The organism is Bifidobacterium biavatii DSM 23969, from assembly GCF_000741165.1.
Taxonomy (GTDB): Bacteria; Actinomycetota; Actinomycetes; order Actinomycetales; family Bifidobacteriaceae; genus Bifidobacterium; species Bifidobacterium biavatii.
Genome location: NZ_JGYN01000015.1, coordinates 1 through 24,265, shown reverse-complemented (window position 1 = coordinate 24,265; position 24,265 = coordinate 1). Strand labels below are relative to the sequence as shown.

General features: G+C 63.7%; 18 protein-coding genes. 6 read left to right on the top strand and 12 right to left on the bottom strand.

The window, feature by feature from the left end; translation table 11 throughout:
• Positions 1-21 precede the first annotated feature (21 nt).
• Complete coding sequence (locus tag BBIA_RS06015) at positions 22-729, top strand: response regulator transcription factor (protein ID WP_033495606.1); 708 nt, start codon at positions 22-24, stop codon at positions 727-729.
• Positions 730-907: 178 nt separating this feature from the next.
• Here BBIA_RS06015 and BBIA_RS06010 read toward each other — a convergent pair whose 3' ends face one another.
• The 6 genes from BBIA_RS06010 to BBIA_RS05985 form a co-directional block, all read right to left on the bottom strand.
• The gene (locus tag BBIA_RS06010) at positions 908-3,049 is read right to left on the bottom strand and encodes a hypothetical protein (protein ID WP_033495608.1); all 2,142 of its coding nucleotides are present in this window, start codon (positions 3,047-3,049) and stop codon (positions 908-910) included.
• A 41-nt stretch (positions 3,050-3,090) separates the two neighbouring features.
• Positions 3,091-4,632, bottom strand: coding sequence for a lipopolysaccharide biosynthesis protein (locus BBIA_RS06005; RefSeq protein ID WP_033495610.1), 1,542 nt, complete (start codon positions 4,630-4,632; stop codon positions 3,091-3,093).
• Entirely contained in the window at positions 4,629-6,416 is a 1,788-nt protein-coding gene (locus BBIA_RS06000) for a DUF6020 family protein (RefSeq protein ID WP_033495612.1), read from the bottom strand. Before BBIA_RS06000 ends, BBIA_RS06005 begins: the two co-directional genes overlap by 4 nt.
• A gap of 105 nt (positions 6,417-6,521) precedes the next feature.
• On the bottom strand, positions 6,522-7,145 hold the full coding sequence (locus BBIA_RS05995; protein WP_033495614.1) for a DUF47 domain-containing protein: 624 nt from the start codon (positions 7,143-7,145) through the stop codon (positions 6,522-6,524).
• A gap of 38 nt (positions 7,146-7,183) precedes the next feature.
• Positions 7,184-8,236: an inorganic phosphate transporter gene (locus BBIA_RS05990; RefSeq protein WP_033495616.1), complete on the bottom strand. Its 1,053-nt coding sequence runs from the start codon at positions 8,234-8,236 to the stop codon at positions 7,184-7,186.
• Between the two features lie 223 nt (positions 8,237-8,459).
• Positions 8,460-10,937 carry a phosphoketolase gene (locus BBIA_RS05985; protein ID WP_033495618.1) on the bottom strand — a complete coding sequence of 826 codons (2,478 nt, stop codon included), beginning with the start codon at positions 10,935-10,937 and terminating at the stop codon, positions 8,460-8,462.
• Positions 10,938-11,392: 455 nt separating this feature from the next.
• Here BBIA_RS05985 and guaA point away from each other — a divergent pair, with 455 nt between their 5' ends.
• The 4 genes from guaA (at position 11,393) to BBIA_RS05965 (ending at position 17,948) form a co-directional block, all read left to right on the top strand.
• Positions 11,393-12,955, top strand: a complete 1,563-nt coding sequence (gene guaA, locus BBIA_RS05980; protein ID WP_033495620.1) for a glutamine-hydrolyzing GMP synthase — start codon at positions 11,393-11,395, stop codon at positions 12,953-12,955.
• Positions 12,956-13,107: 152 nt separating this feature from the next.
• A complete protein-coding gene (locus BBIA_RS05975; protein ID WP_033495622.1) occupies positions 13,108-14,589 on the top strand; it encodes a DUF1846 domain-containing protein in 1,482 nt (493 codons plus the stop codon).
• A gap of 214 nt (positions 14,590-14,803) precedes the next feature.
• Positions 14,804-16,474, top strand: a complete 1,671-nt coding sequence (pta, locus tag BBIA_RS05970) for a phosphate acetyltransferase (protein WP_033495624.1) — start codon at positions 14,804-14,806, stop codon at positions 16,472-16,474.
• A gap of 244 nt (positions 16,475-16,718) precedes the next feature.
• Complete coding sequence (locus BBIA_RS05965; protein WP_033495626.1) at positions 16,719-17,948, top strand: acetate/propionate family kinase; 1,230 nt, start codon at positions 16,719-16,721, stop codon at positions 17,946-17,948.
• A 92-nt stretch (positions 17,949-18,040) separates the two neighbouring features.
• Here BBIA_RS05965 and aroA read toward each other — a convergent pair whose 3' ends face one another.
• Positions 18,041-19,423 (bottom strand): 3-phosphoshikimate 1-carboxyvinyltransferase, encoded by a 1,383-nt coding sequence (aroA, locus tag BBIA_RS05960; RefSeq protein WP_033495628.1) that lies wholly within the window; start codon positions 19,421-19,423, stop codon positions 18,041-18,043.
• A gap of 70 nt (positions 19,424-19,493) precedes the next feature.
• Here aroA and BBIA_RS14865 point away from each other — a divergent pair, with 70 nt between their 5' ends.
• Positions 19,494-20,438, top strand: coding sequence for a hypothetical protein (locus BBIA_RS14865; RefSeq protein ID WP_033495630.1), 945 nt, complete (start codon positions 19,494-19,496; stop codon positions 20,436-20,438).
• A gap of 17 nt (positions 20,439-20,455) precedes the next feature.
• On the opposite strand, the gene BBIA_RS05950 is transcribed toward BBIA_RS14865, so the two are convergent.
• The 5 genes from BBIA_RS05950 to BBIA_RS05930 all read right to left on the bottom strand — a co-directional run.
• On the bottom strand, positions 20,456-21,004 hold the full coding sequence (locus BBIA_RS05950; RefSeq protein WP_033495633.1) for a type 1 glutamine amidotransferase domain-containing protein: 549 nt from the start codon (positions 21,002-21,004) through the stop codon (positions 20,456-20,458).
• Between the two features lie 80 nt (positions 21,005-21,084).
• Positions 21,085-21,618, bottom strand: coding sequence for a hypothetical protein (locus BBIA_RS05945; protein WP_033495635.1), 534 nt, complete (start codon positions 21,616-21,618; stop codon positions 21,085-21,087).
• Between the two features lie 200 nt (positions 21,619-21,818).
• A complete protein-coding gene (locus BBIA_RS05940; RefSeq protein ID WP_051923849.1) occupies positions 21,819-22,349 on the bottom strand; it encodes a GNAT family N-acetyltransferase in 531 nt (176 codons plus the stop codon).
• Between the two features lie 17 nt (positions 22,350-22,366).
• The gene (locus tag BBIA_RS05935; protein ID WP_033495636.1) at positions 22,367-23,332 is read right to left on the bottom strand and encodes an L-lactate dehydrogenase; all 966 of its coding nucleotides are present in this window, start codon (positions 23,330-23,332) and stop codon (positions 22,367-22,369) included.
• Positions 23,333-23,813: 481 nt separating this feature from the next.
• Positions 23,814-24,265 (bottom strand): ATP-binding protein (locus BBIA_RS05930; protein ID WP_035138138.1); only part of this gene is annotated, 452 nt, incomplete at its 5' end.

Genomic DNA, 24,265 nt, shown 5'->3' with positions numbered 1-24,265 from the left:
ACCGATAGACAGGGAGCGACGATGAGAACGGCGATTGCAGACGACGATCCGATCGTATGCCAGTCGTTGGCGACGATTCTGACGGCAACGGGCACGGCGGACGTGCTGTGGACGGCGAATGACGGAAACGCGGCGGTGACGGAGTATTTCCGGTCGCCGTCAAGCCGGCCGGACGTGCTGCTCATCGACGTGCAGATGCCCGGTAAGGACGGTCTGACGGCGGCCCGCGAGATTCTCGCCAAGGATCCGGGCGCGAAGATCCTGTTCCTGACCACGTTCGCTGACAGGTCGTATATCACGCAGGCCGTGTCGCTCGGAGCGCGCGGATATCTCATCAAACAGGACGTCGCGTCGGTCGGCCCGGCGTTGCAGGCAGTGATGGCCGGGCAGATCGTGCTCGGCGCGGAGGTGCTGGGCAAGCTGTCGGGCGACGGACCGTCGGCCAACGCAACCGATGCGGCCGATCGGACCGGTACGGCATCCGGTATCGCATCCGCAGTCGCCCAAGGGCAGGATCACGCCGCCGACCGGGCCGCGCTCGAAGCGCTGCCGGAACGTGACCGCGACATCACCGCGCTGGTCGCCGAGGGACTCGACAATCGCGACATCGCTGCCAAACTGTTCTTGAGCGAGGGCACGGTGCGCAACCGCATCAGCGGCATCCTCGACAAAATGGGACTGACGAACCGCACGCAGCTCGCGATCCTGTGGATCAACGTACACCGGTAGACCAACCGTCAGAACCGTGCCGCTCACGCGGTTTCCGCCGATCAGCAGCAGATGCGGTTCGCGGCGCGCATCCTCGTCGGTTCCACGGTCGGATACGACACGACACATCCGCCAAGCTCACGCCCCTCTTCGGTGCCGCCTGTCTCGCACATCGATGCGACGTGAGGCGCGAGTCTTCTCACATGAACAGGAACCAGGAGGCGACATCCCACCAGATGCGCACGGGCATGTTCATGCCGGGCGCGAACTGCTTGAAGAACAAGAACAGGAACGCGGCGACGACCCCCGTCGTAAACCAGCCGAACACGAGCCGCCGCAACGCCGAACGGGCGTCGAACGGGAGCGCGTGCCCGGTCATATTCGCGCACGCACCGGTCTCTTTCTCCTCCGCGACGTCGTTGACGGTGACCGCGCCGAACCCTGCGTCGAGCGCATACAGCACCGCGACCACGGCGATCATGATCATCCACGCGAAGTCGATCTCATAGCGGTAGTCGACGCCGGTGATGCGCGCGTCGACAAGGAAAGCGAGCCCCGCGCACACGAGCGCCCCGGCTACGAGCCCCGTGGCCTTCGCTCGCGCCATGAGCGGACGCCAGACGGCGAGCGCGAACAGGATGAACGCGAACGGCGCGTCGGTCATGAACCATCCTCCGAAATGCGGATGTTCGGATCGCCATGTGGTCAGCGGTATCCCGTCCTGTCCGACGAACGGGAAGTGGGCGGTCAGGTTCGGCGGTTGGAGAAGGTAGTGGAAGAAGAACGCCGGATATTGGGTCAGCGGCGCGTGGAAATGCGTCATGTCGTAGCCGGTGAGGTTGTAGGTGGCGCCGAAGTCCATGGGCGAGCCGAAGCGGGCCATGTTGTACGCAAACTGGGGCAGGAACACGATCGCATACGGGATGAGCGCGCACGCCCAGACTGCCGTCTCGCGCAGGAGTCCGCGGCGGCCGTCCAGCCCGTCGCACCATAGGCCGCGGATCTCGTCGGCGAACAGGGGTATGGCGATCAGCGAGGCGACGACTACATGCGGCCGGCTCGCGATCGTCAATGCCATGAGCAGCGAGCCAAGGGCGAGGAACCGCTTGTCGGGATCGCCCGAATCAAGACCGCGCAGTTTCGCCTGAATCCATGCGGCAAGACCGCCGGCCGCGCACGCGACCGCCAGCTCCTGCGGGATCTGGTAGAACAGGCCGAGTTGGATGAGCATGGCGATGCCGTTGCCGAGCATGAACGCGATTATGGCGAGCATGGTCGCGCCGAGCGAAACGGGACGGCGACGACCGATCAGCCGGGCGATCTGGACGGCAAGCAGGGTACATGCGGCGCTGGCCAGCAGGGCGACAACGGCGATGCTGGCGTTGGTGGGCAACGGCATACCGGTCACGGCTTTAAACGGGGCGAACAGGAGGAGCGCCGGCAGCACTCCGAAATAGCTGTAGTAGCGTCCACCATGGAAGGCGACGTCGAAATAGATGGGCACGTCGGGGTGGTTCAGGGCAAGCTGGGTGCGTGAGCGCGTGTCGTACGGGTTGGCCATGGCCGCGAACGCGTCGTTGACCGGATAGTCGAGCCATGCGCGGCCGTGGAGGATCGCGTCGGCGAGCCGCTGGTACTGATCGGTGGCCTGCCATGTGGCGTAGAAGTCCCAGTAGACCGGTTCGGGGTTGTCCTGCGGTGCGGCCATGGCGAACAGGCCGAGCGGCACGAGACATGCGAACGCGGCGCACAGGGCGAGCGGGACAAGACAGGCTCGGGTTCGTGCCAAGCGTATCCGGTAGAGGCGCGATGAGGGCCTGAACAGGATGACGAGCAGGGCGACGATGATTTCGAGCGCGAGTCGCAAGGGGCTGAACCGCATCGGCACGTGCGGGTTCACGGTCACCGTGTTGTACGGGATGACCGCGCCCTTGTCCATTTGGTAGCGTATGCGCACGCGGGTGGCGCGGCCGCCGACGCGGGAGTAGCGGGAGGCTTCGGAGGAGGGCGAGTAGCCGACGTCAGCGTTGGCGTTGTACCAGCCGCCGTCGGTATTCTTCGCAGTGGAGATCCGCCAGCGTACGGCGTCGTCCTGACGCGGATGTTCGGTGTCCGAGTGGCCCATGTACAGGTATTCGATCGACTGGTCGGCGGACAGATCACGCCACGCGTTGTCAGGATCGGTGACGACGGCGGAACCGTCCGATTCGACGGTGAGGCCCGAACCGACGCCGTCGTCGTGAGCCTGTTCGGGACGGGATCCGACCGTCTGCCAGAACGGCAGGTTGAAGACGAACAATTCGAGGAGGGCGATCACAAGGATTGCGATGAAGGCCGGCACAGCACTCGTCCCTGTCGTCCGGGGCATCCGGATTCCCCGCATCACCTGGCACTCCCATTCACGCCGGCGGTGGCAGGTGCCGTCCGCGCGCCGACTCCCGCGGGACCGCCGGTCGCACCGCCGCGGCCCAATCCCGCGGCGAACGCCTTGACCCACGCCGCAGAGAGCACACCCATCCCAGCGAGCACCGCCAGATAGGCCGCGTATGCGAACGCATAAATGAGCACGAGCACGATGAAGTTGCGGACGGGAAGCACCGAGTCAAGCGCCGCCATCACAGCCCACAGGACGACGTTGACGCCGACGACGATCCACGCAGCGCGTGACATGACGTCACCGAACCGGCGGCGCACCTCAAGGTAGGAGACGAGCATCGTCAGGAACGTCGCGCCCATGCTCGTGGCGGCCACGGCGGTGATGCCCCCGAGACGGGCGGCGACGACGAACGCGACGACCACAACCGGCAGGGATACGGAGGAGAGGATGTCGGAGAAGCGCGTGTCCCTTTCGGCGTTCAGCACCATGTTGAGCACAACCGTGGCGCCCATAAAGAAGCTCGAAAGCGCAAGGCACGTCAAAGCCGGCGCGGCCACGGAAAATGGCTGCGAGTAGAAGGACGACAGGAGATTCGGGCTCGTGGCCGAGATGGACACGGCCATCGGCAGGATGAACACGATGGCCAGCAGCACGAGGTCGCGGGCCTTGGCAAGCGCCTCCCCGCGCAGCCCCTCGCTGATGAGACCGGAGACGACGGGCAGGATGATCACGGCGAACGCCTGCAGAAGGTAGTACGTGGTTTTGCCGAAGTTCATCGCCCCGGTGTAGAAACCGGACATCGCGTCGGGCAGGTTGGCTTTGACGACGAGCGTGTCGGCGCTCAAGACGAGCGAAGCCATGATGAAGAACAGGGAGAACGAGATCGTGCCGTGCGCGGCCTCACGCCAGCCGATGCGGTATCGGGACTCGTTGGAAGCCCCTCCGCGCCGGCGCATGCCGATCAGATGCGGCGCGAGCATCGCCGCGCCGATAAGGATGACAAGCACCATCGCCGCGCAGTAACCGACCTCCACGCCGATGACCGGTCGGTCGGGGAATATGATCATGATCAGCGGGATCGTGCCGAGCTTGATGAGCGGGTACAGCGTGGACAGGAGCGCGCTGTGGCCGAATCGTTTCAGCCCGTCGTTGATGCCGAGCATCACGACGTACAGGCCGTTGGCGGGTACGAGGAACGCGGCCAGACGCATGTACAGGTCGAGTGACCGGTCGTTCAGCACTTGACCGAACACGGGGGCGCCGAGCACGTCGACGGCCACGAACGCGGCGACGATGGCCGTCTGCACGACGAGGGTCTTGACAATCACGTCGCGCGGGTCGTACCGTCCGGATGACAGGGTGCGCGACAGGGACTGCCGCGCGCCGTTGGATACGAACAGATATTCGACGTCGAGCACGGTGATGATGGTGCCCACCACCCCGTAGGCGGCAGGCGAGGCAAACCCGCCGAGGAAGTAGTGGATCGCGTAGCCGCTGACGAAGAACGCGAGGTTGCTGACGAGGTTCAGGATAAGTCCGCGGTTCATCGGCTGTTTCCTTTCATCTGGCAAGTGCTTTCCGACCGTTCCGACGCGCACAGGGCGAGCATGAACGGAACAACGACGAGCGCCCACAGCATGTATCTGCTGGCCGTGGGCTTGAGCGGGACGGAGATCGCGTTGGCAAGCAGCGACAGCAGCGACCAGACAAGCGGCGCCGCATACGCGGCCGGCAGCGCGCAGCGGGCAAGCATACGACCGTATGGGGGCCGCAGCAGGCGGAAGAGAAGAAACGCCGGCAGGAGGAATGTCCACAGGGCCGTCAACGTGAGCACCCGAAGCACGGGCGTCGACTGCCAGAACCCCCACAGGGCGTAGGCGCGCGACCGGCTCGCGCTGTTCGCGTTGTTCGCGTGGTACCGGGTCATGCGCGCGAACGCAGGGCTGATCGCATCGGCGATCTGGAACCGAATGCGGTTGGCCGCCGCCTGTCCTGCGATCCCGCGCAGTTCATCAAGCCTGATTCCCCGGTCAGTGACGTTCATCGGTGTCCGCTGCAACGAGAACCATCCCGATTCGAGGGCGGCGAACGCGTTCGCATACGAGTCCGGATGGCGCAGGCCCATCACGGCCCACGCCCGGAGATACTCCCCCACGCCCGAAGGGTCGCGCAGCGAGTACTGGATGACCGGGTCGGCCAGATACGGGTGGTAACGGAAAGCCATGTCCTCGAACGGCACATGATTGACCCGGTCGATGGCAGCACGCTCCGTATCGGTCACGTCGCCCGGATGATCGAGCGCGTACCGCGCGGTCATCTGCATCGGCACGACCAGCAGCTGGTTCTGATCCTCGTACTCCACGTCGAAAGCGGAACGGACGGCGGCCGGGAAGACCATCATCGTGATAAGCGCCGTGACGGAGGCGACGGCGAGTGCGCGCAGCCGATCCGCCCGGCCGGCCCGTGTCAGCGGCAGGCAGCACAGGGAGAGGATCGTCACGTACAGTCCGGTCATCGTCGTCAGGGCGGTTAGCACGGACAGGGCCACGAATCCGACGGCGAAACGGGGTGAATGCAGCGCCTCGAGACGGGTGCGGGCGGTCTCGGCGAACAACACCAGCCACGGGACGAGGAACAGCAGATGCAGCGAATCCTTGACGATCGACATCATGAAGATCACAAGGGCGGGGAACAGCGTGAAGAAGGCGAACAGGGCGACGGCGGCCATATGCGCGGCCCCTTCCCGTCCGACGCGCGCGACATACAGGCACACGCCGGTCAGTTCCACGCACATGACGACGCACTGAACGACGGCGTAGACGGCCAATGCGCTCCGATAGTCGCCGGCGAGCGCGTCGCCGAGACGTGCGAGCGAGCCGAACACGATCGTGTCGAGCAGCGGGTGATGGGAGGAGATCGAGCCGGCGGGCTGCCCGTACGCCTCGATGCCGTACCATTGGGCGATCTGGTCGCCGGTGTCGTACCAGATGGTTCCGGGGTACATGATGACGATGACTGGCGTCCAGCATGCGAGCATGACCGCGGACGGAACGAGGAGCCGTCCGGCAAATGGCAGGGACCGGTAGCGTTCTAACACGGGGAAGGTGTCGACTCGGCGTGTCTTCCCCGGAGCCTTCATGAGGCGCTCGCCGATGAGGAACACGACGAGGAGGAGCAGGCCAATGCCGAGCGCGCGGACGACGAAACGGGCGTCGAACGGCCCGAGTGTCGCGACGGTCGCGGCGTTGTCCGCGCCCGCGACGACCACACCGCATACGAGGCACAGCACCGTCTGGGCCGCCGATGGCGGTTCGAACCTGCCCAACTTCATGATTACGACGATAGGGGACGTCTCCGCTCAGCCGAAGGCAATTGGCCTACTGTTCATCGAGTGGTGTCGGTCCGGTAACGCCGGGGCGGCGGCTTGCCTCCCCCGTCAGCTGTTCTTCATGACGATGCTGTCGACCGTGTCGGCGACGTGCTCGCAGTCGTCGGCGCACTGCTCGAGGTGACGGTACACGTCGTGCCATGCGAACACCTGCATCGGATCGTCGCACGTGGTGTGCAGTGTGCGCATCGCCTCGATGAACACGTGGTCGGCGTCGGTTTCGATGGTGTTGACGTCGAACACCAGCTCGCGCAGCGTCTTGGACCGCTTGAACTGCGGCAGTTCGGCGACGAGCTGCGCGATTCGCTCGCAAGCACGCACCACCATGTCGGCCATGTCGAGCGCGTCCTCGCGCATCACGGTCACGTTGTCATAGTACAGGCGGTCGAGCACGCCTTCGATGCTGTCGGTGACGTTGTCGAGAATGTGGCTCAGCTCGGCGATGTCCTCACGGTCGAACGGGGTGATGAACGCGGTCACCAGCTCGTCCAGCATCTGGTGGCGCACGTCGTCAGCCGACTGTTCGATCGCGTGCATGGCTTCCATATGCTCGCGCAGTTTCGCCGGATCATAGTCGTGCATCACGTCCGACAGCAGGTGCGCGGCCTTGCAGGCGCATGCGGCGCTGGTCTTAAAGCCGTCGAAATAGAACGAATCGTTTTTCCTTGCCATTGGGGTTTCCTCCTCAAACGGTACCGGTCGGCGTCCGGTCAAAACACGAACATGAACAGTTTGGCCATGATGAAGCTGATGATGCCGCAACCGGGGAATGTGAACACCCAGGTGAGCATCATGTCGCGCACCACGCCGAAATTGATGGCCGAGAGGCGCCGCACAGCGCCGACGCCCATGATGGCGCTGGTTTTGGTGTGCGTGGTGGAGACGGGAATGCCGAGCACGGTCATGAGCAGCAGACACAGCGCGCTCGACAGGTCGGCGGAGAAACCTTGGTATTTTTCGAGTCGGACCATATCCTGTCCGACGGATTTGATGATCTTCTCGCCGCCGACGGACGTGCCGACGCCCATGATGGTGCTGCACAGAATCATGAGCCACACGGGGATCACGACGCCCGCGACGCTGGACTGTCCGTTGCAAAACGCCATGCCGAGGAAGAGCACGCCGATGAATTTCTGCCCGTCCTGCGCGCCGTGCATGAAGCTCATGGCGGCGGCTCCGACGATCTGCGCGTAGGTGAAGAACCCGTTGGTGCGGCGGCGGTCCAGGCTTGCGCAGATGAGCGTGACGGCCTTGCACACGATCCAGCCCATGCCGAATCCGATGAGCAAACTGGCCACGAGACCGTAGAGCACTTTGACCCATTCGCCCATGTTGATGCCGCCCATGCCGCCCTGAATGGCGATAGCCGCACCGGACAGGCCGGCGATGAGGCTGTGGCTTTCCGACGTGGGAATGCCGAGCATGGATGCGCCGACACTGTAGATGACGATGGAGAACAACGCCGCGCACAGGGCAATGAGGGCCGCGTGCGTGTCGCCGCCGAAGTCGACCATATTGGAGATGGTGGAAGCGACCGACGCGTTGAGCTGCGTCATGATGAACACGCCGAGGAAATTGAGCACCGCAGCCATGATGACAGCCGACCGCACGCGCATGCACCGCGTGGTCACGCAGGTGGCGATGGCGTTGGGCGCGTCGGTCCATCCGTTCACGAAGATGACGCCGAGTGTCAGCAACGTTGTGACGAGTAATGCGGGATTGGAAAGTACCTGTTGGATGAAATAGGACAGGGACACATCCACGGGGGATCAGTTCCTTCTTCTTCGAGGGCAGACTACAAACATTCCGATTGTATACGATACGTAGCTACGTAGTTTTCATGCCGTGTCGTGTTGCGCTCTACTCCCTGCCGCAAACGCGGCGGCGTTCCATCCCGTGACATATGCGCCGATATGCAAAATGCTCCCCGAGGATTTCTCCTCGGGGAGCATTTTCTGCCGTTATGACCTAGCGATCAGGCTAATGTCACTCGTTGTCGCCAGCGGTGGCGGCGGTGGCGGTGACGGCACCCTGAACGTCGGTCTTCACGCCGGAGTACACCCAGTCGGTGTAGTCCGGGTGATCGTAGCCGTTGTCGACCGCGAACTGGAAGGCTTCCTGACGGAAGGCCTCGAGCTCGTTGATCTTGTCGGCGAACTTCTCGGCGTCAACCATGCGCAGGGCCTCAGCGGTCAGCTCATAGCGGTCGATGTTGTTCACGCGGACCATGTCGTACGGGGTGGTGGTGGAGCCCTGCTCCTCGTAGCCGTGGACGTTGAAGTTGTCGTGGTTCGGGCGATCGTAGATCAGGCCACGCACGTCGCGGGCGTAGGAGTGGTACGCGAAGAGGACCGGCTTGTCGGCGGTGAAGATCTCGGCGAACTCCTCGTCGGACAGGGCCTCGTCGTTCTCCTTGGCGGACTGCAGAGCGAGCAGATCCACGACGTTGACGACCTTGAACTTGATGCCCAGGGCGGCCAGCTTGTCGGCGGCGGCCATGAGCTCCTGCTGCGGGACGTCACCGGCGGCGGCCAGAACGATGTCGGCCTCGTCGTTGGACTCGACGTTGGAAGCCCACTTCCACTCGGCGGCACCCTTCTCGAGCTCGGCACGGGCCTCGTCGAGGGTCAGCCAGGTGGCGGCCGGCTGCTTGCCGGCGATGATCGCGTTGATCTTGTTGGTGGACTTGTAGCACTTCTCGGCGACGGCCAGCAGCATGTTGGAATCAACCGGGAAGTAGATGCCGATGACGTGGTCGTTGTTGAAGCACTTGTTCAGCAGGACGGAGGTCACGCCCGGATCCTGGTGCGAGAAGCCGTTGTGATCCTGACGCCACACGTGCGAGGAGACCAGGAGGTTCATCGAGGAGATCGGCTTGCGCCACGGGATCTCACGGACGGTGGCCTCCAGCCACTTCGCGTGCTGGTTGAGCATGGAGTCGATCACGTGCACGAAGGACTCGTAGGAGCTCCAGATGCCGTGACGGCCGGTGAGCAGGTAGGCCTCGAGGAAGCCTTCCATCTGGTGCTCGGAGAGCTGCTCGGTGACCTGACCGGTGACGGCCATGTGCTCATCGACCTGCTCGGACAGGTAGCCGGCGTCCCACTGCTTGTTGGTGACGTCGTACGCAGCCTGCAGACGGTTGGACGCGGTCTCGTCCGGTCCGAAGATACGGAACGAATCCGGGTTCAGCTTGATGATGTCGCGGGTGTAGACGCCCAGACGACGGGTGGCCTCGAGCTGGCCCCAGCCGTGGCCGTACTCCTGGACTTCCTTGACCTCGTAGTCCTCGAGCTTCGGGAGCTTGAGGTCCTCGCGGATCAGGCCGCCGTTGGCGTTCGGGTTGGCGCCGATGCGCAGCTCGCCCTTCGGCATGAAGGCGGTGACTTCCGGACGGATGGCGCCCTTCTCGTCGAACAGCTCCTCCGGCTTGTAGGACTCGAGCCAGTTCTTGAGGACCTCGAAGTGGGCCTCGGTGTCGCGGGCGGAAGCCAGCGGAACCTGGTGCGAACGCCAGGAGCCCTCGGTCTTCTTGCCGTCGATGAACTTCGGGCAGGTCCAGCCCTTCGGGGTGCGGAAGATGATCATCGGGTAGAACGGACGATGCACGTCGTCGGTCTGAGCGGCGGCCTTGATGTCGCAGATCTCGTCCCAGACGTTCTCGAACAGCTCGGCGAAGCGACGGTGGATGGACATGTGGTCCTCATCGTCGAAGCCGGCGACGAACTCGTACGGCTCGTAGCCCATGCCATGGAAGAACTCGTGGAGCTCTTCGTCGGAGATGCGGGACAGGATGGTCGGGTTGGCGATCTTGTAGCCGTTGAGGTGCAGGATCGGCAGCACGATACCGTCGGTGCGCGGGTTGACGAGCTTGTTGGACTGCCAGCCGGTGGCCAGCGGGCCGGTCTCAGCCTCGCCGTCGCCGACGATGGCCGGGACGAACAGGCTCGGGTTGTTCATGATCGCGCCGTAGGCGTGGGACAGGGCGTAGCCCAGCTCGCCACCCTCATGGATGGAGCCCGGGGTCTCCGGAGCGAAGTGGGACGGGATGCCGCCCGGGTAGGAGAACTGACGGAAGAACTTCTGCAGGCCAGCTTCGTCCTTGGTGATCTTCGGGAAGGTCTCGGTGTAGGTGCCGTCCAGGTAGGACTGGGAGGTACCGGCCGGGCCGCCATGGCCCGGGCCCATGATGATCACGGTGTTCTGGGAGTGATCAGCGATGAAGCGGTTGATGTGGCCGATGAGGAAGTTCAGGCCCGGGGTGGTGCCCCAGTGGCCGACCAGACGGTGCTTGACGTCTTCGCGGGTGAACGGCGCCTTCATCAGCGGGTTCGAACGCAGATAGATCTGGCCGATGGAAAGGTAGTTGGCTGCACGCCAGTACTTGTCAACGCCTTCGAGGGATTCCTCGGAAACCGGAGCGTTGAGCTTCTTCCAAGGGGTGCCAATAACAGGACTCGTCATATGTACTCCTGTACTCCTGCACTGTGTTGTGCGATTGGTTATTATCGGTAGGTCATGGGCCGTGCCGAGCCTTGCGATTCAGCCGTGCTCAATCCCAATCACTTGGCATCATACGATTGATGCCCGACTTTTGACCGATTTTTTGCGTGTGTGTTCGAAAATGTTATGAAAATCTAATGTTTTGTTTGCTTTCGATGGGGATTTTGTGAACACGCAATTCACCAAAACGTTACCTGAAAACGGCCATTTTCCGCGCCGAATCAACGTTTTAAGCATATAGGCCACGTTCGTTTCCCGTCAAAGGAACGCGGCGTGTTGTTAAAACGAACGTAACGGAATGTTACTTTTCCTCCGCCCGAGGCCCGGCACGACAACACGCCTCCAATGTCGCCTTGCGCCGCCACAATGGATCTGTTAATCGTCCGGAACACCCAATTGCATATAAGGGAGAATTCATGGCAACAGGTCCTGTCCTTGTCGTTGATTTCGGAGCCCAGTACGCCCAGCTCATCGCGCGCCGCGTGCGCGAGGCCGGAGTCTACTCCGAGCTCGTGCCCCACTCCATGCCGGCCGACGAGATCCTCGCCAAGGATCCCAAGGCCATCATCCTGTCCGGCGGCCCCGCCTCCGTCTTCGAGCCCGGCGCCCCGCGCGTCGACACCAAGCTGTTCGACGCCGGCGTCCCCGTGCTCGGCATCTGCTACGGCTTCCAGGCCATGGCCTACGCGCTCGGCGCGGACGTCGACAAGGCCGCGCTTGGCGAATACGGCAAGACCGAAACCACCATCGACCATGCGTACGGCATTCTCGCCGGCTCCCCGGCCGAGCAGAACACGTGGATGAGCCACGGCGTCGCCGTCAAGACCGCGCCGGCCGGCTTCGAAGTCCTCGCCCACACTGAAGGCGCGCCCGTCGCCGCCATGCAGGACGAATCCCGCAAGCTCTACGGCGTGCAGTGGCATCCGGAGGTCAAGCACACCCCGATGGGCCAGCAGCTCATCGAAACCTTCCTCCATAAGTGTGCCGGCCTGCCCAACGACTGGGACGCCTCCAGCATTATCGAGGACCAGGTCAAGAAAATCCGCGAACAGGTCGGCGACGCCGAAGTGATCTGCGGCCTGTCCGGCGGCGTCGACTCCGCCGTCGCCGCGGCCCTCGTGCACAAGGCCGTCGGCGACCAGCTCACCTGCGTGTTCGTCGACCACGGCCTGCTGCGCAAGGGCGAGGTCGAGCAGGTCAAGCACGACTTCGTCGCCGCCACCGGCATCCGCCTCATCACCGTCGACGCAGCCGACGACTTCCTCACCGCCCTCAAGGGCGTCTCCGAGCCGGAGAAGAAGCGCAAGATCATCGGCGAAAAGTTCATCCGCACCTTCGAAAAGGCCCAGCGCCAGGTCCTCGAAGAGGCCGGCGCGCGCGGCAAGGAAGTCAAGTTCCTCGTGCAGGGCACGCTGTATCCGGACGTCGTCGAATCCGGCGGCGGCGACGGCGCGGCCAACATCAAGAGCCACCACAACGTCGGCGGCCTGCCCAAGGACCTCAAGTTCCAGCTCGTCGAACCGCTGCGCACCCTGTTCAAGGACGAAGTGCGAGCCATCGGCACCGAACTCGGCCTGCCTGACGAAATCGTCTGGCGCCAGCCGTTCCCCGGCCCGGGCCTCGGCATCCGCATCATCGGCGAAATCACCAAGGAACGCCTCGACCTGCTGCGCGAAGCCGACGCCATCGCCCGCGAGGAGCTTACCAAGGCCGGCCTCGACCGCGACATCTGGCAGTGCCCCGTCGTGCTCCTCGCCGACGTCCACTCCGTCGGCGTCCAAGGCGACGAGCGCACCTACGGCTCCCCCATCGTCCTGCGCCCCGTCTCCTCCGAAGACGCCATGACCGCCGACTGGTCGCGTCTGCCCTACGACGTGCTCGCCACGATCTCCACGCGCATCACCAACGAATGCCGCCAGATCAACCGCGTCGTCCTCGACTGCACCTCCAAGCCCCCGGCAACCATCGAATGGGAGTGAAATTCTTCAGAAGTTGATCGTCGGATCGGCTGATGGAATATATAGCGGGTCGGAATCCTCGTGGTTCCGACCCGCTTTTGCATGTCGCGGCGGGATTGGTTTTCCGGTATAATCCTTGCGTTTACGACGACGTTCGAAAAGGATGGGCGCCCATGCGACAGGGATTCGACAACGACAAGTACATCGCGCTGCAGGCCGACAACATCAGGAAGCGCATCGCGCAGTTCGGCGGCAAGCTGTATCTCGAATTCGGCGGCAAGTTGTTCGACGACTATCATGCGTCGCGCGTACTGCCCGGATTCCAGCCCGACACCAAGTTCCGCATGCTCGAAAGCATGAGGCAGGACGTGGAAATCGTCATCGCGATCAACGCGAACCACATCGAAAAAGCGAAGATGCGCGGCGATCTCGGCATCACGTACGATGAGGACGTGCTGCGTCTGATCGACGTGTTCCGCTCGCGCGGATTCCACGTCGGCTCCGTCGTGCTCACGCAGTACGCGGGACAGCCGGCCGCCGACGTCTACCGCCGCCGTCTCGCCCAGCTCGGCGTCACCTGCTATCTGCACTATCCGATCCCCGGCTATCCGCACGACATCGAACGCATCGTCTCCGACGACGGATACGGCCGCAACGACTACGTCGAAACCAGCCGTCCACTCGTCGTCGTCACCGCGCCCGGCCCCGGCTCGGGCAAGCTCGCCACCTGCCTGTCGCAGCTCTATCACGAGCACCAGCGCGGCATCAAGGCCGGCTACGCGAAATACGAGACGTTCCCGATCTGGAACCTGCCGCTCAACCATCCGGTCAACATCGCGTACGAGGCAGCGACCGTCGACCTCGACGACGCCAACATCATCGACCCGTTCCATCTCGAAGCGCACGGCGAAACCACCGTCAACTACAACCGCGACGTCGAGGCGTTCCCCGTGCTCAAGGCCATGATGGAACGCATCATGGGCGAAAGCCCGTATCAGAGCCCCACCGACATGGGCGTGAATATGGCCGGTTACGCGATCTCGGACGACGACGCATGCCGCGACGCCGCGAAGATGGAGATCGTACGGCGCTACTTCACGGCCGCCGAACAGCTTAAACGCACCAGTACCGGCGAGGAGCAGGTCGAGCGTCTGCGTTCGATCATGCAGCGTGCCGGCGTGGACGAGAACCTGTCGCCGGCACGAGCGGCCGCGCTGCGCAAGGAGGAACTCACCAGAGCACCGGCCGGCGCGATGGTGCTGCCCGACGGACGGGTGGTCACCGGCAAAACCGGCGTGCTCATGGGAGCCGCCAGCGCGCTGCTCATGAACGCGCTCAAGGCCGTGACCGGCGTGGACGCGGAACTGCCGGTGATCGACGACGCGAACATCGAACCGATCTGCACACTCAAAACCGAACATCTGCACAGCACCAACCGACGTCTGCACTCGGACGAAACGCTGATCGCGCTGTCGATCACCAGCGCATCCGACCCGACCGCGGCAAAAGTCATCGCCGGACTCAAGCAACTGCGCGGCTGTGACGCGTTCTTCTCGGTCATCGTCTCCCCGACCGACGAGGCGACCTACCGCAAACTCGGCATCAACGTGTGCTGCGAGCCAAAATACGAGCGCGTAAGCCTCTACCACAAGTAGCCCAAGTACGCCGTAAACGGCGGCAGCGTGCAACAAGCACAAGCCGAGAGGCGGGTCGGACAGGAAGCCAGCATCCCGTTCGACCCGCCTCATGCGCACCACTGTGACGCAAGTCACATCACCGAGCTCGGGTTGGGTCGAATATCCTCGCACTACAATGGGCGATGAGTGTGAACAAAGCGGTCACACGCAACCATCAACGAGGAGATACATCGTGACCATTACCAACGTCTACATCGCCAGCCCCGAGGGAGCCAACGGGCGCAACGTCGTCGCCTACGGCGTGCTCAAGGCCCTGACCACCAAATACAAGACCGCCGTGTTCCGCCCCGCCGTCTCCAACCACGACCACTTCACGCCCGTCCTGCTCGCCGCATCCAACGCCGGCCTCGGCGTGGCCCTGTCCACCGGCCTCGACATCCACCAGGTCCGCCGCGACAAGGCCGCGGCCCGCGGCGACATCGTGGCCGCGTTCAACGACGCGATGAACGTGTCCCGCGCCGACGCGGCGCTCATCGTCGGCACCGACAAGTCGCACGTCAACGACCCCACCACCTACGAATTCAACGCGAACATCGCCGCCGACCTGCAGGCCGGCGTGTTCCTCGCCGTGTGCACCATCGACCGCTGGCCCGACGAGCTCAAGGAAACCGTGCAGCTGTCCATCGAAGGCATGGAGCAGGCCGGCAACAAGGTGCTCGGCATCTTCGTGACCGGCTGCGAGCCGCGCCACTCCGTCTCCGTCAGGAACACGCTTGCCGACTTCGGTCTGCCCGTGTGGACCATCCCCCAGACCCCGTTCGAGGACGCCTCCCAGGCCGACGCCGCACTCGCCGCGTTCCAGGCGAACGTGCCCACCGAAGAGGTGCTGCGCGCGCTCGACACGGACGTCGAATTCCCCGTCACTTCGTACGCGTTCCAGTACAGCCTGCTCGGCCGTGCGAAAGCCAACAAGAAGACGATCGTGCTGCCCGAAGGCGAGGAGGACCGCATCATCAAGGCGGCCGACTACCTGCTCGAACGCGAGATCGTGAACCTCATCATCGTCGGCGACAAGGATGCGATCCTCGCCCGCGGCGCCGAGCTCGGGCTCAAGCATCTCGACAGGGCGCGCTTCCAGGCCAAGGACGACGAGAACGTGCTCAAGCCCATGGTCGCCAAGCTGTGCGAGCTGCGCGCCAAGAAGGGCATGACCGAGGAGCAGGCCCGCAAGCAGCTGACCGACGCCAGCTACTTCGGCACCATGCTCGTCGTGCTCGGCTACGCCGACGGCCTCGTTTCCGGTTCCATCAACTCCACCGCCAACACCGTACGCCCGGCCCTGCAGGTCATCAAGACCAAGCCCGGCCAGAAGCTCGTCTCCGGCGCGTTCCTCATGTGCTTCAAGGACCATGTGGCCGTGTTCGCCGACTGCGCCATCAACCTCAACCCGGACGCCGAGCAGCTCGCCGAAATCGCGCTGCAGTCCGCCGACACCGCGCGCGCGTTTGGCATCGAACCGAAGGTCGGCATGCTCTCCTACTCCACGCTCGGCTCCGGCAAGGGCCCGGACGTGGACGTGGTCGAGGAGGCGACGCGTCTCGTCAAGGAGAAGGCCCCCGACCTGCCGGTCGTCGGCTCCATCCAGTTCGACGCCGCATGGTCGCCCAGCGTGGCCGCCACCAAGGCCAAGGGCAATGACGTGGCCGGCCATGTGAACGTGTTCGTGTTCCCCGACTTGTGCGCCGGCAACATCGCCTACAAGGCCGTGCAGCGCTCCTCCGGCGCTCTGGCCATCGGCCCGGTGCTGCAGGGTCTGAACAAGCCGGTCAACGACCTGTCTCGCGGCGCGCTCGTGCAGGACATCATCAACACGATCGCCCTGACCGCCATCGAGGCGCAGTAACAGTTCTGCAGCACCATGCGGTAGCTGCGGCAACGTAACACAACAGCGAATCGAGCGGTGGGTCGGAGATATTCGTTATAAGACCGTATGACTTGGCCGAGCGGCCCGGAGCGTGTCGTTCACGGATATCTCGCCCACCGCGGTCATCGCGCCTATCGCGTCGTTTGTAGCAAGCAGCGAGTAATCTGAAGATTTGGAAAGCCGCGTTCTCGCGGCACGGCAAATAATATGGAGGATGCCCACAATGGCGAAAACCGTCCTTGTCATCAATTCCGGTTCCAGCTCGATCAAGTACCAGCTGGTTGACCTCGAGTCCGGCGAAGGCATTGCGTCCGGCCTCGTCGAGAAGATCGGCGAGCCGATCGACGGCCACTACAAGCACGAGTACAACGGCGAAAAGCACGAGCTCGAAGAGCCGATCCACGATCACGAGCAGGGCCTGAAGCGCGTCCTCGGCTTCTTCGAGGAGTACGGCCCGAAGCTCGCCGACGCGGGCATCGTTGCCGTCGGCCACCGCGTGGTCCAGGGCGGCTCCCTCTTCCCGAAGCCGGCTCTGGTCAACGACAAGACCATCAACCAGGTCAAGGATCTCGCCGTGCTCGCCCCGCTGCACAACGGCCCGGAGGCCAAGGGCGCCGAGGTCATGCGCTCCCTGCTGCCGGACGTCCCGCAGATCTTCGTGTTCGATTCCTCCTTCTTCTTCCAGCTGCCGAAGGCGTCCAGCACCTACGCGCTGAACAAGGAGATCGCCGACCAGTACCACATCCGCCGCTACGGTGCCCACGGCACCTCCCACGAGTTCATCTCCTCCGTGGTGCCGGACGTTATCGGCAAGCCGGCCGAGGGCCTCAAGCAGATCGTCCTGCACATCGGCAACGGCGCCTCCGCCTCCGCCGAGATCTCCGGCAAGCCGGTCGAGACCTCCATGGGCCTGACCCCGCTCGAGGGCCTCGTCATGGGCGGCCGCACCGGCGACATCGACCCGGCCGTCGTCTTCCACCTCATCCGCAACGCCCACATGAACGTGGACGAGCTGGACGCCCTGTTCAACAAGCGTTCCGGCATGATGGGCATGACCGGCTTCGGCGATCTGCGCGAGGTGCACCGTCTGGTGGCCGAGGGCAACGAGGACGCCAAGCTGGCGCTCGATGTGTACGTGCACCGCATCGTCGGCTACATCGGCAACTACACCGCGCAGATGGGCGGCGTGGACGTGATCACCTTCACCGCCGGCGTCGGCGAGAACGACGACATCGTGCGCAAGATGGTGTGCGAGAAGCTCGCCCCGTTCGGCGTCAAGCTCGACGAGGAGAAGAACGCGAAGCGTTCCAAGGAGCCGCGCGTCATCTCCACCCCGGATTCGTCCGTAGTCATCGCCGTGATCCCGACCAACGAGGAGCTGGCCATCGCCCGCAAGTCCGCCGCCATCGCGGAAGCCGGCGAGGACACCTACGGCAACAAGTTCGCCAAGTGAGCATCGTCAGTTCGATCTGCTGATCAGCTGACATAGAGGAAAGCCCCAACGGTTTGGCCGTTGGGGCTTTCTCATATTCACGTATCGTTACGCTATGCCAGCATGCCCGTCCACATGCCGACGAAGTCGGGCAGCGTCTTGCGCGTGGTCGCGACGTTCACGACCGACACGCCCGACACCGCGAGTCCGATCATCGCGGCGAACGTGGCCATGCGGTGATCGGCGTACGATTCCATCACCGCGCCGTGCAGGTCGGCTCGCGACACCGGCGTGATCTCGATGCCGTCCGGCAGTTCACGGGCCTCTCCCCCGACGCGTCGGATCTCACGCACCAACGCCTCGAGACGATTCGTCTCATGCCCGCGCAAATGCCCGATGCCGATCATGCGCGTCGGCGCGTCGGCGAACACGAGGATCGCCGCCAGCGACGGTGCGATCTCCCCCGCCGCGGTCAGATCAAAGTCGCCCAGACCTCGAATCGCACCGGCGGTCGCCGTCACCTCGCAATAGCGGATGCCGTCACGTTCCGGGAACGTGACCGTCGCGCCCATGCGCTCAAGATATCCCGGCAGCAGTCCGCCCGGCTGGGTCGTCTCGGCCGGCCAATGCGGCACGCGCACCGTACCGCCGGCGATCAGCGCGGCGCCGAGGAACGGCGCGGCGTTCGACAGATCCGGTTCGACGACCACGCGTTCGGGCAGCTGCAGCGCGCCCGGTTTGACCGTCCACACGCGCGCGTCCTCGTCGGCGAGCGCGTGTCCGCCGGCCCCGTTCACGTCGGCGACGGTCATGCGGATATGCGGCAGGCTTGGCGTCTTCTCGCCGGTGTGCGTGAGCGTGAGGCCTCCGGGCAGACGCGAGCCGATGAGCAGCAGTCCGGAGATGAACTGCGACGAGCCGGACGAGTCGATCGCGACATGTGCAGGTTCGACTTCGACTTCGGCTTCGGCGTCGGCACCGGCGAGCGGCACGATCGGCGATGCGGCCGGTGGCGTGATAGTGAACGGCAGGTAGCCGACCTCGCCGTGGTAGTCGACCGTCGCGCCGAGCTGTTCGAGTCCGTCGAGCACGGGTTTCATCGGACGCGCGTAGGCCTGCTCGTCGCCGTCGAACCGCACCGGACCGTCGGCGAACAGCGCGAGTCCAGGCACGAAACGCATGACTGTGCCGGCCAGTCCGCAGTACACGTCGACGTTACCGTGGAATCGGCCGGAAGCCGGCGGCGTGACGGTGACAGTGGTCTCGACGTCCGGGTCGACGTCGCAGCGCACGCCAAGCGCGGCGAGCGCGCCCATCATGAGTTCGGTGTCGCGCGAACGCAGCAGGCCGACCAGTGTAACCGGCTTGGAACCGAGCGCAGCGAGAATGAGGTAGCGGTTGGACAGCGATTTGCTGCCGGGAATGGTGACGGTGGCGTTGAGCGGCCCGCTCGCCGTCGGCGCGGGCCAGGGATCGAGATATGTCGTTGCAGTCATAGGGCTTATCGTATCGGTTCGAGCGAAAGTCAGCGACCGCACGTCCGCTTTCGCGCGCTATGGTGGAGGCATGCGTGTGATCGAACGGTGCTGCCGGGGTAAGAAAGCCGATCAGTCGTTGAATGAGGACGGTCTGGTCGTCACGGACGATTTTGCGGCCGTGGTGGACGGTGTGACGAGCAAGAGCGTGCGGCGATCGTGGCGTCCAAGCGGCGGGGTCGTCGCGAAGGATCTGCTGTTGGAGGCGATCGCCGCGTTGCCTGCGGATGCGACGATGCGGCAGGTGCAGTCGTCGTTGGATGGCCGGTTGCGGGCGGAGTATGCGCGCTGCGGTTGTGCCGACGACGTTGTCGACACGGCGTTGTTCGAACGTGAACCGTGGGAACGGTTACAGGCGAATGCGGTGATCTACAGTGCGCGCCGGCATGAGGCGTGGCTGTTCGGCGACTGCCAGATCATGGTCAACGGCGTGCAGACGCCGACCGTGAAACGTGTGGACAAGCTGCTGGGTGAACTGCGCTCGTTCGCCGCGCAGGCGTTGGCGTTGGATGACAGTGAGAATGACGCCGTTTCGCATACCTCACCTGTTCCAACCGCAACGGCTGGCCCGACATCGATAGCCGACACGAGCGCAACGACCAGCGAAACCGGTGACGTCAAGTCGTTGGATCTGCCGCCAGCCATCATCGACCCCGCACGCGAGATGATCCTGCCGTTCCTGCGCTTGCAGTCACGGTTCGCGAACCGTCGCGGCGAGTATGGATATTTCGTGTTCGACGGGTTCACCGATCCGACGTATCTGATTCGCATGGTTCCCGTCAATCCCGGTGATGAGGTGGTGCTTGCCTCGGACGGCTATCCCCTGCTGCGCCCGACGATGGCCGAATCAGAGCGGGAACTGAACCGTCTGCGTCGCGACGACCCGCGGCTCATCCGCGACTACCGCACCACCAAAGGCTTCGTTCCCGGTCAGGAATCCTTCGACGACCGCACCTACCTGCGCTTCGTTGCCTGACGGGATATCGGATTCTCTCAGGCGAGCGTGTCCTTGATCGCGCCGACGAACGCGTCGAGGTCGGCGGGCGTGCGCGAGGTGATGAACCGCCAGCCGTTTGCGTCGTCGACGGTCACTTCCTCGTTGACGTAGTGGCCGCCCGCGTTTTCGATGTCGGCGGCGATGTAGCGGCACGGGGACGCGGTCTTGCCGTCCATCAGACCGGCGTTGACGAGCAGCCATGCACCGTGGCAGATCGCGGCGATCGGCTTGCCTTCGTGCGCGAACTCCTGCGCGAGCGTGATCGCGTCCTCGTTCACGCGCAGACGGTCGACGTTGCAGGTGCCGCCCGGCACGACGAGCAGGTCATAGTCGGCGGCCTGCACGTCGGACAGCTTCGCGTCCGGCGTGAGCGTCTCGCCCTCATAGCGGTCGTGCTGCACGGTCTCGCACGGCTCCAGTTCGGTCGCCGCGAGCGTCACCTTGGCGCCCGCGGCCTTGAGATCGCGCAGCGGACGGGTCAGCTCCGTCTCCTCGATGCCCCAGTTGTTCACAATAATCAGCGCCTTGGCATTCTCAATGGCCATGGTTCCTCCTCGACGACGTGATGGTTTCCGCCATCCATTATGCCGTGCCGCCGGTCAATCGCCAGACGAACGTCGATCCGTCACCCGTTGCCATGGTCGATTTCAGTCCACGTCCTGCCGTCGTCGTTGAGATACAGATAGTCGGTCATCGACTGTTCGCCGGAGACGAGCGACGCGTCACTGCCGTCGCAGGTGAGGTCGACGGTGGCGATGAAGATGCGGCTGCGTCCGTACCGGTGATAGGCATCATAGATCGCCGACCAGTAGGACGGCGACTCGGCCTTGGACTCATCCTCCAGATCAAGCAACCTATCGGCTTGTGTCTCGTCGTAGGCGATGCGTTCGATCGTGCAGCCGCCGAAATCGGAGAACACCTCGGCGGTCTTGCGGCCGGCCGCGTCGAGCTGTGCCTTGCTGAATTTCGCGGACCGCGAATATTCATAGACGATGTGCGACATGTCGGCCGCACGGTGCGTGTACCAGTAGCCTAATCCCAGTCCGCCGGCGATGAACAGTATCGGCACCGCGACGGCGAGTATCGTCATGATCACCGGCGACAGCCGGCCACGGCCGTCATGTCGACGTCGTTCATGATCATCAGCCTTCCACCCCATGATATGGTTCGTTCCTTTCCCGCATCGGATGCAATACCTCAATTGTTTGCCGCATGCCGCGTCATGGCAATCTGCAATACAGGATTTCTGTATGGGCCCGGTTCCCGGGATTGGGCCGCTTCATCCAGGGAACCGGCAAACCACACAACAGCGAACATTACGGCGACGGGTCAGCCGCAGTATGGCGCGCATATGCATGTTCATATGAACATGGTCTGGTTCCCGGGATTTTCCGAGCGCAATCCCAGGAACCGGACATCCTTCGCCATGAGGTAGTTGACGAATGAAACGTCGCCGATATGCGGATGCCGGACGGCGATCTCGTCAAAACCGTGACGTAGGAAGAACGGCCGTGCGGTGATGCTGGCGTGGACGGAGAGTTCCGCGATATCGTTAGCCGCCGCGTACCGTTCCGCATGATCGAGCAGCCGCGAGGCGACGCCGCGACGCGCGGCCGCCGGGTCGACGAACAGCATGTCGATGTATCCGATGTTGTCGACGTCGATGAAGCCGACGACCGGCAGACCGTCATTCGCCGTCTCCGCGACCCATGTATGCACGGCCGACCGTCGTGCATCCCACTGCGCCGGCGTGCCGGTATGGCCGGCCCACACACGTATCTGTTCGTCGTCGTAATCATGCGATGCGGTACCGGTGACGGCGCGACGGAATACATCCATCGTCGCGGCGGCGTCCTCCGATCGGTATGCGCGGATGCGCACAAGCATCATCCCAGCCAAGCGGCCTCCTACAGACGGTCGGCGATCATCGCGCAATGCTCCCGCACGATACGCGCGGACCGATGGAACTTGGACAGCTCGCTCTCATCAAGATGCAGGTCGACGAAATCACCCACGCCGTCGGCGTTCAACGCGACCGGCAGGCTCAGGAACACGTCGTGCTCGTCGTATTCGTATTCGCCGTCGATCAGCGTGGAAACGGGAACCACGCGCCGCTCGTCCCACAGAATCGTGCGCGCCAGTCCGGCCACGGTAGCAGCGATGCCCTGACTGGTGCCGCCGCGCAGCGACTTGATGAGTAGGCCGCGCCGCCGCGTCCACTCCTCGATGCCGTCCAGCGTGATATCCGCATAACGAGACTGGTTGTCTTGCAGATATTGGGTGAAGCTTTTGCCGACGAACGACACCGTCGACCATGGCACGAACTGGGAGTCGCCGTGTTCGCCGATCACATAGCCGGACACCATGCGCGGGTCGAGTCTGGTGATGTCACCGATGATCGCCTTCATGCGGGACGTGTCGAGCGCCGTGCCGGAGCCGATGACCTGCGCGCGTGGCAGTCCGGTGCGCTTCCATGCGAACCAGCTGAGCACATCGACCGGATTGGAGACCATGATGAGGATGCCGTCGAATCCGGAGTCGCGGATGGCGCACAGAATCGGATCAACGATGTCGATGGCCGCGCCGAGCTCCTGGAACCGCGTCTCGCCGGGTTTTGGCTTCGGCCCGGCCGTGACGATCACGATGTCGGCGTCGCGGCAGTCGGCCCAGTCGCCGCGGCGAATGGAAACGAACCGGCCCGTGTAGTCGGAGCCGTCCATGAGGTCCATGGCCAGTCCGGACGCCTTGTCGGGATTGTGGTTGATGAGCACCAGTTCGTCGCACAATCCCTGCAGCACGATGGCACCGGCGGTCGCGGCGCCGACGCTTCCCGTGCCGGCGATCACCACCCGACTGCGATGCGACGTGACCATATGCCGATCCTTCCTTTCTCCCTCCCGCACCAAACCTTGTATCCGGCACAGGACCAACGGTCATGACGATACCCCTACCGCAACCCGGAACAATGGATACCGCGAATACTACGACCGTTGAACAGAACGACGGGCCAACAATGTACCCGATAACGGCGAAGACGAAATCCCACGGTCTCAAAAACATTGGAATTACACCGTTTCTGTCGGGCTGACAGGATTTGAATCTGCGACATCCTATTGGGATTCGGGGGTTCCTGGTTCGGGCCAGTCATCTTGGTTCACCTCGAAATCATTGGAATCAGGCCATTATCAGGTTTTAGGTTTCTTTGCTCGGACCACTCAGATTGGTGAATCGTGACAGTTGAGTATTTGTTGGCGTGGGGGCCATTGGTTATTGTCGGTGGAGGCCAGGGGTATTGGGGTTGAGGGCCGGCGGCCGTTTGGTTGGGGGCCACCGGCTGGTTTTGATTGTTGTTGGTTAGTTGGTTGTGGTTGGGTGTGCGTGGTGTCGGCGCATGTTGTATTCGCCGGTGTTGATGGTGATGCCGTTGTGGACGATGCGGTCCATGATCGCGTCGGCGGTCACGTCTCCGCCGAGTCGTTCGTGCCAGTCCTTGACGGGGTACTGGGTGACGAACACGGTGCTGACGGTGTCGTAGCGGTGTTCCATGATTTCCAGAAGGAAGGAGCGCATGCGTTCGTCGGGTTTGTCGAGGAGCCATTCGTCCAATACGAGCAGCGTGTACGTGCTGTATTTGCGCACGAGTTTGCGCACGCCGGCTGGTTTGCCTGTGGCGGTGTCGAGCTGTTCGGCGAGGTCGGGCATGCGCGTGTACAGGGATCGGTAGGAGTTCCGGCATGCCTGTTTGACGATCGCGCACGCGAGCCAGCTCTTGCCGCTGCCTGTGGCGCCGGTCAGCAGGATGTTGA

Coding starts and splice junctions, on each gene's coding strand:
- BBIA_RS05940 (WP_051923849.1), bottom strand. CDS start 22,349: ATGATGCTTGTGCGCATCCGCGCATACCGATCGGAGGACGCCGCCGCG.
- BBIA_RS05965 (WP_033495626.1), top strand. CDS start 16,719: ATGGCGAAAACCGTCCTTGTCATCAATTCCGGTTCCAGCTCGATCAAG.
- BBIA_RS05995 (WP_033495614.1), bottom strand. CDS start 7,145: ATGGCAAGGAAAAACGATTCGTTCTATTTCGACGGCTTTAAGACCAGC.
- BBIA_RS05945 (WP_033495635.1), bottom strand. CDS start 21,618: ATGGGGTGGAAGGCTGATGATCATGAACGACGTCGACATGACGGCCGT.
- BBIA_RS06015 (WP_033495606.1), top strand. CDS start 22: ATGAGAACGGCGATTGCAGACGACGATCCGATCGTATGCCAGTCGTTG.
- BBIA_RS05950 (WP_033495633.1), bottom strand. CDS start 21,004: ATGGCCATTGAGAATGCCAAGGCGCTGATTATTGTGAACAACTGGGGC.
- BBIA_RS06000 (WP_033495612.1), bottom strand. CDS start 6,416: ATGAAGTTGGGCAGGTTCGAACCGCCATCGGCGGCCCAGACGGTGCTG.
- BBIA_RS14865 (WP_033495630.1), top strand. CDS start 19,494: ATGCGTGTGATCGAACGGTGCTGCCGGGGTAAGAAAGCCGATCAGTCG.
- guaA (WP_033495620.1), top strand. CDS start 11,393: ATGGCAACAGGTCCTGTCCTTGTCGTTGATTTCGGAGCCCAGTACGCC.
- BBIA_RS06005 (WP_033495610.1), bottom strand. CDS start 4,632: ATGAACCGCGGACTTATCCTGAACCTCGTCAGCAACCTCGCGTTCTTC.
- BBIA_RS05985 (WP_033495618.1), bottom strand. CDS start 10,937: ATGACGAGTCCTGTTATTGGCACCCCTTGGAAGAAGCTCAACGCTCCG.
- BBIA_RS05975 (WP_033495622.1), top strand. CDS start 13,108: ATGCGACAGGGATTCGACAACGACAAGTACATCGCGCTGCAGGCCGAC.
- aroA (WP_033495628.1), bottom strand. CDS start 19,423: ATGACTGCAACGACATATCTCGATCCCTGGCCCGCGCCGACGGCGAGC.
- BBIA_RS05935 (WP_033495636.1), bottom strand. CDS start 23,332: ATGGTCACGTCGCATCGCAGTCGGGTGGTGATCGCCGGCACGGGAAGC.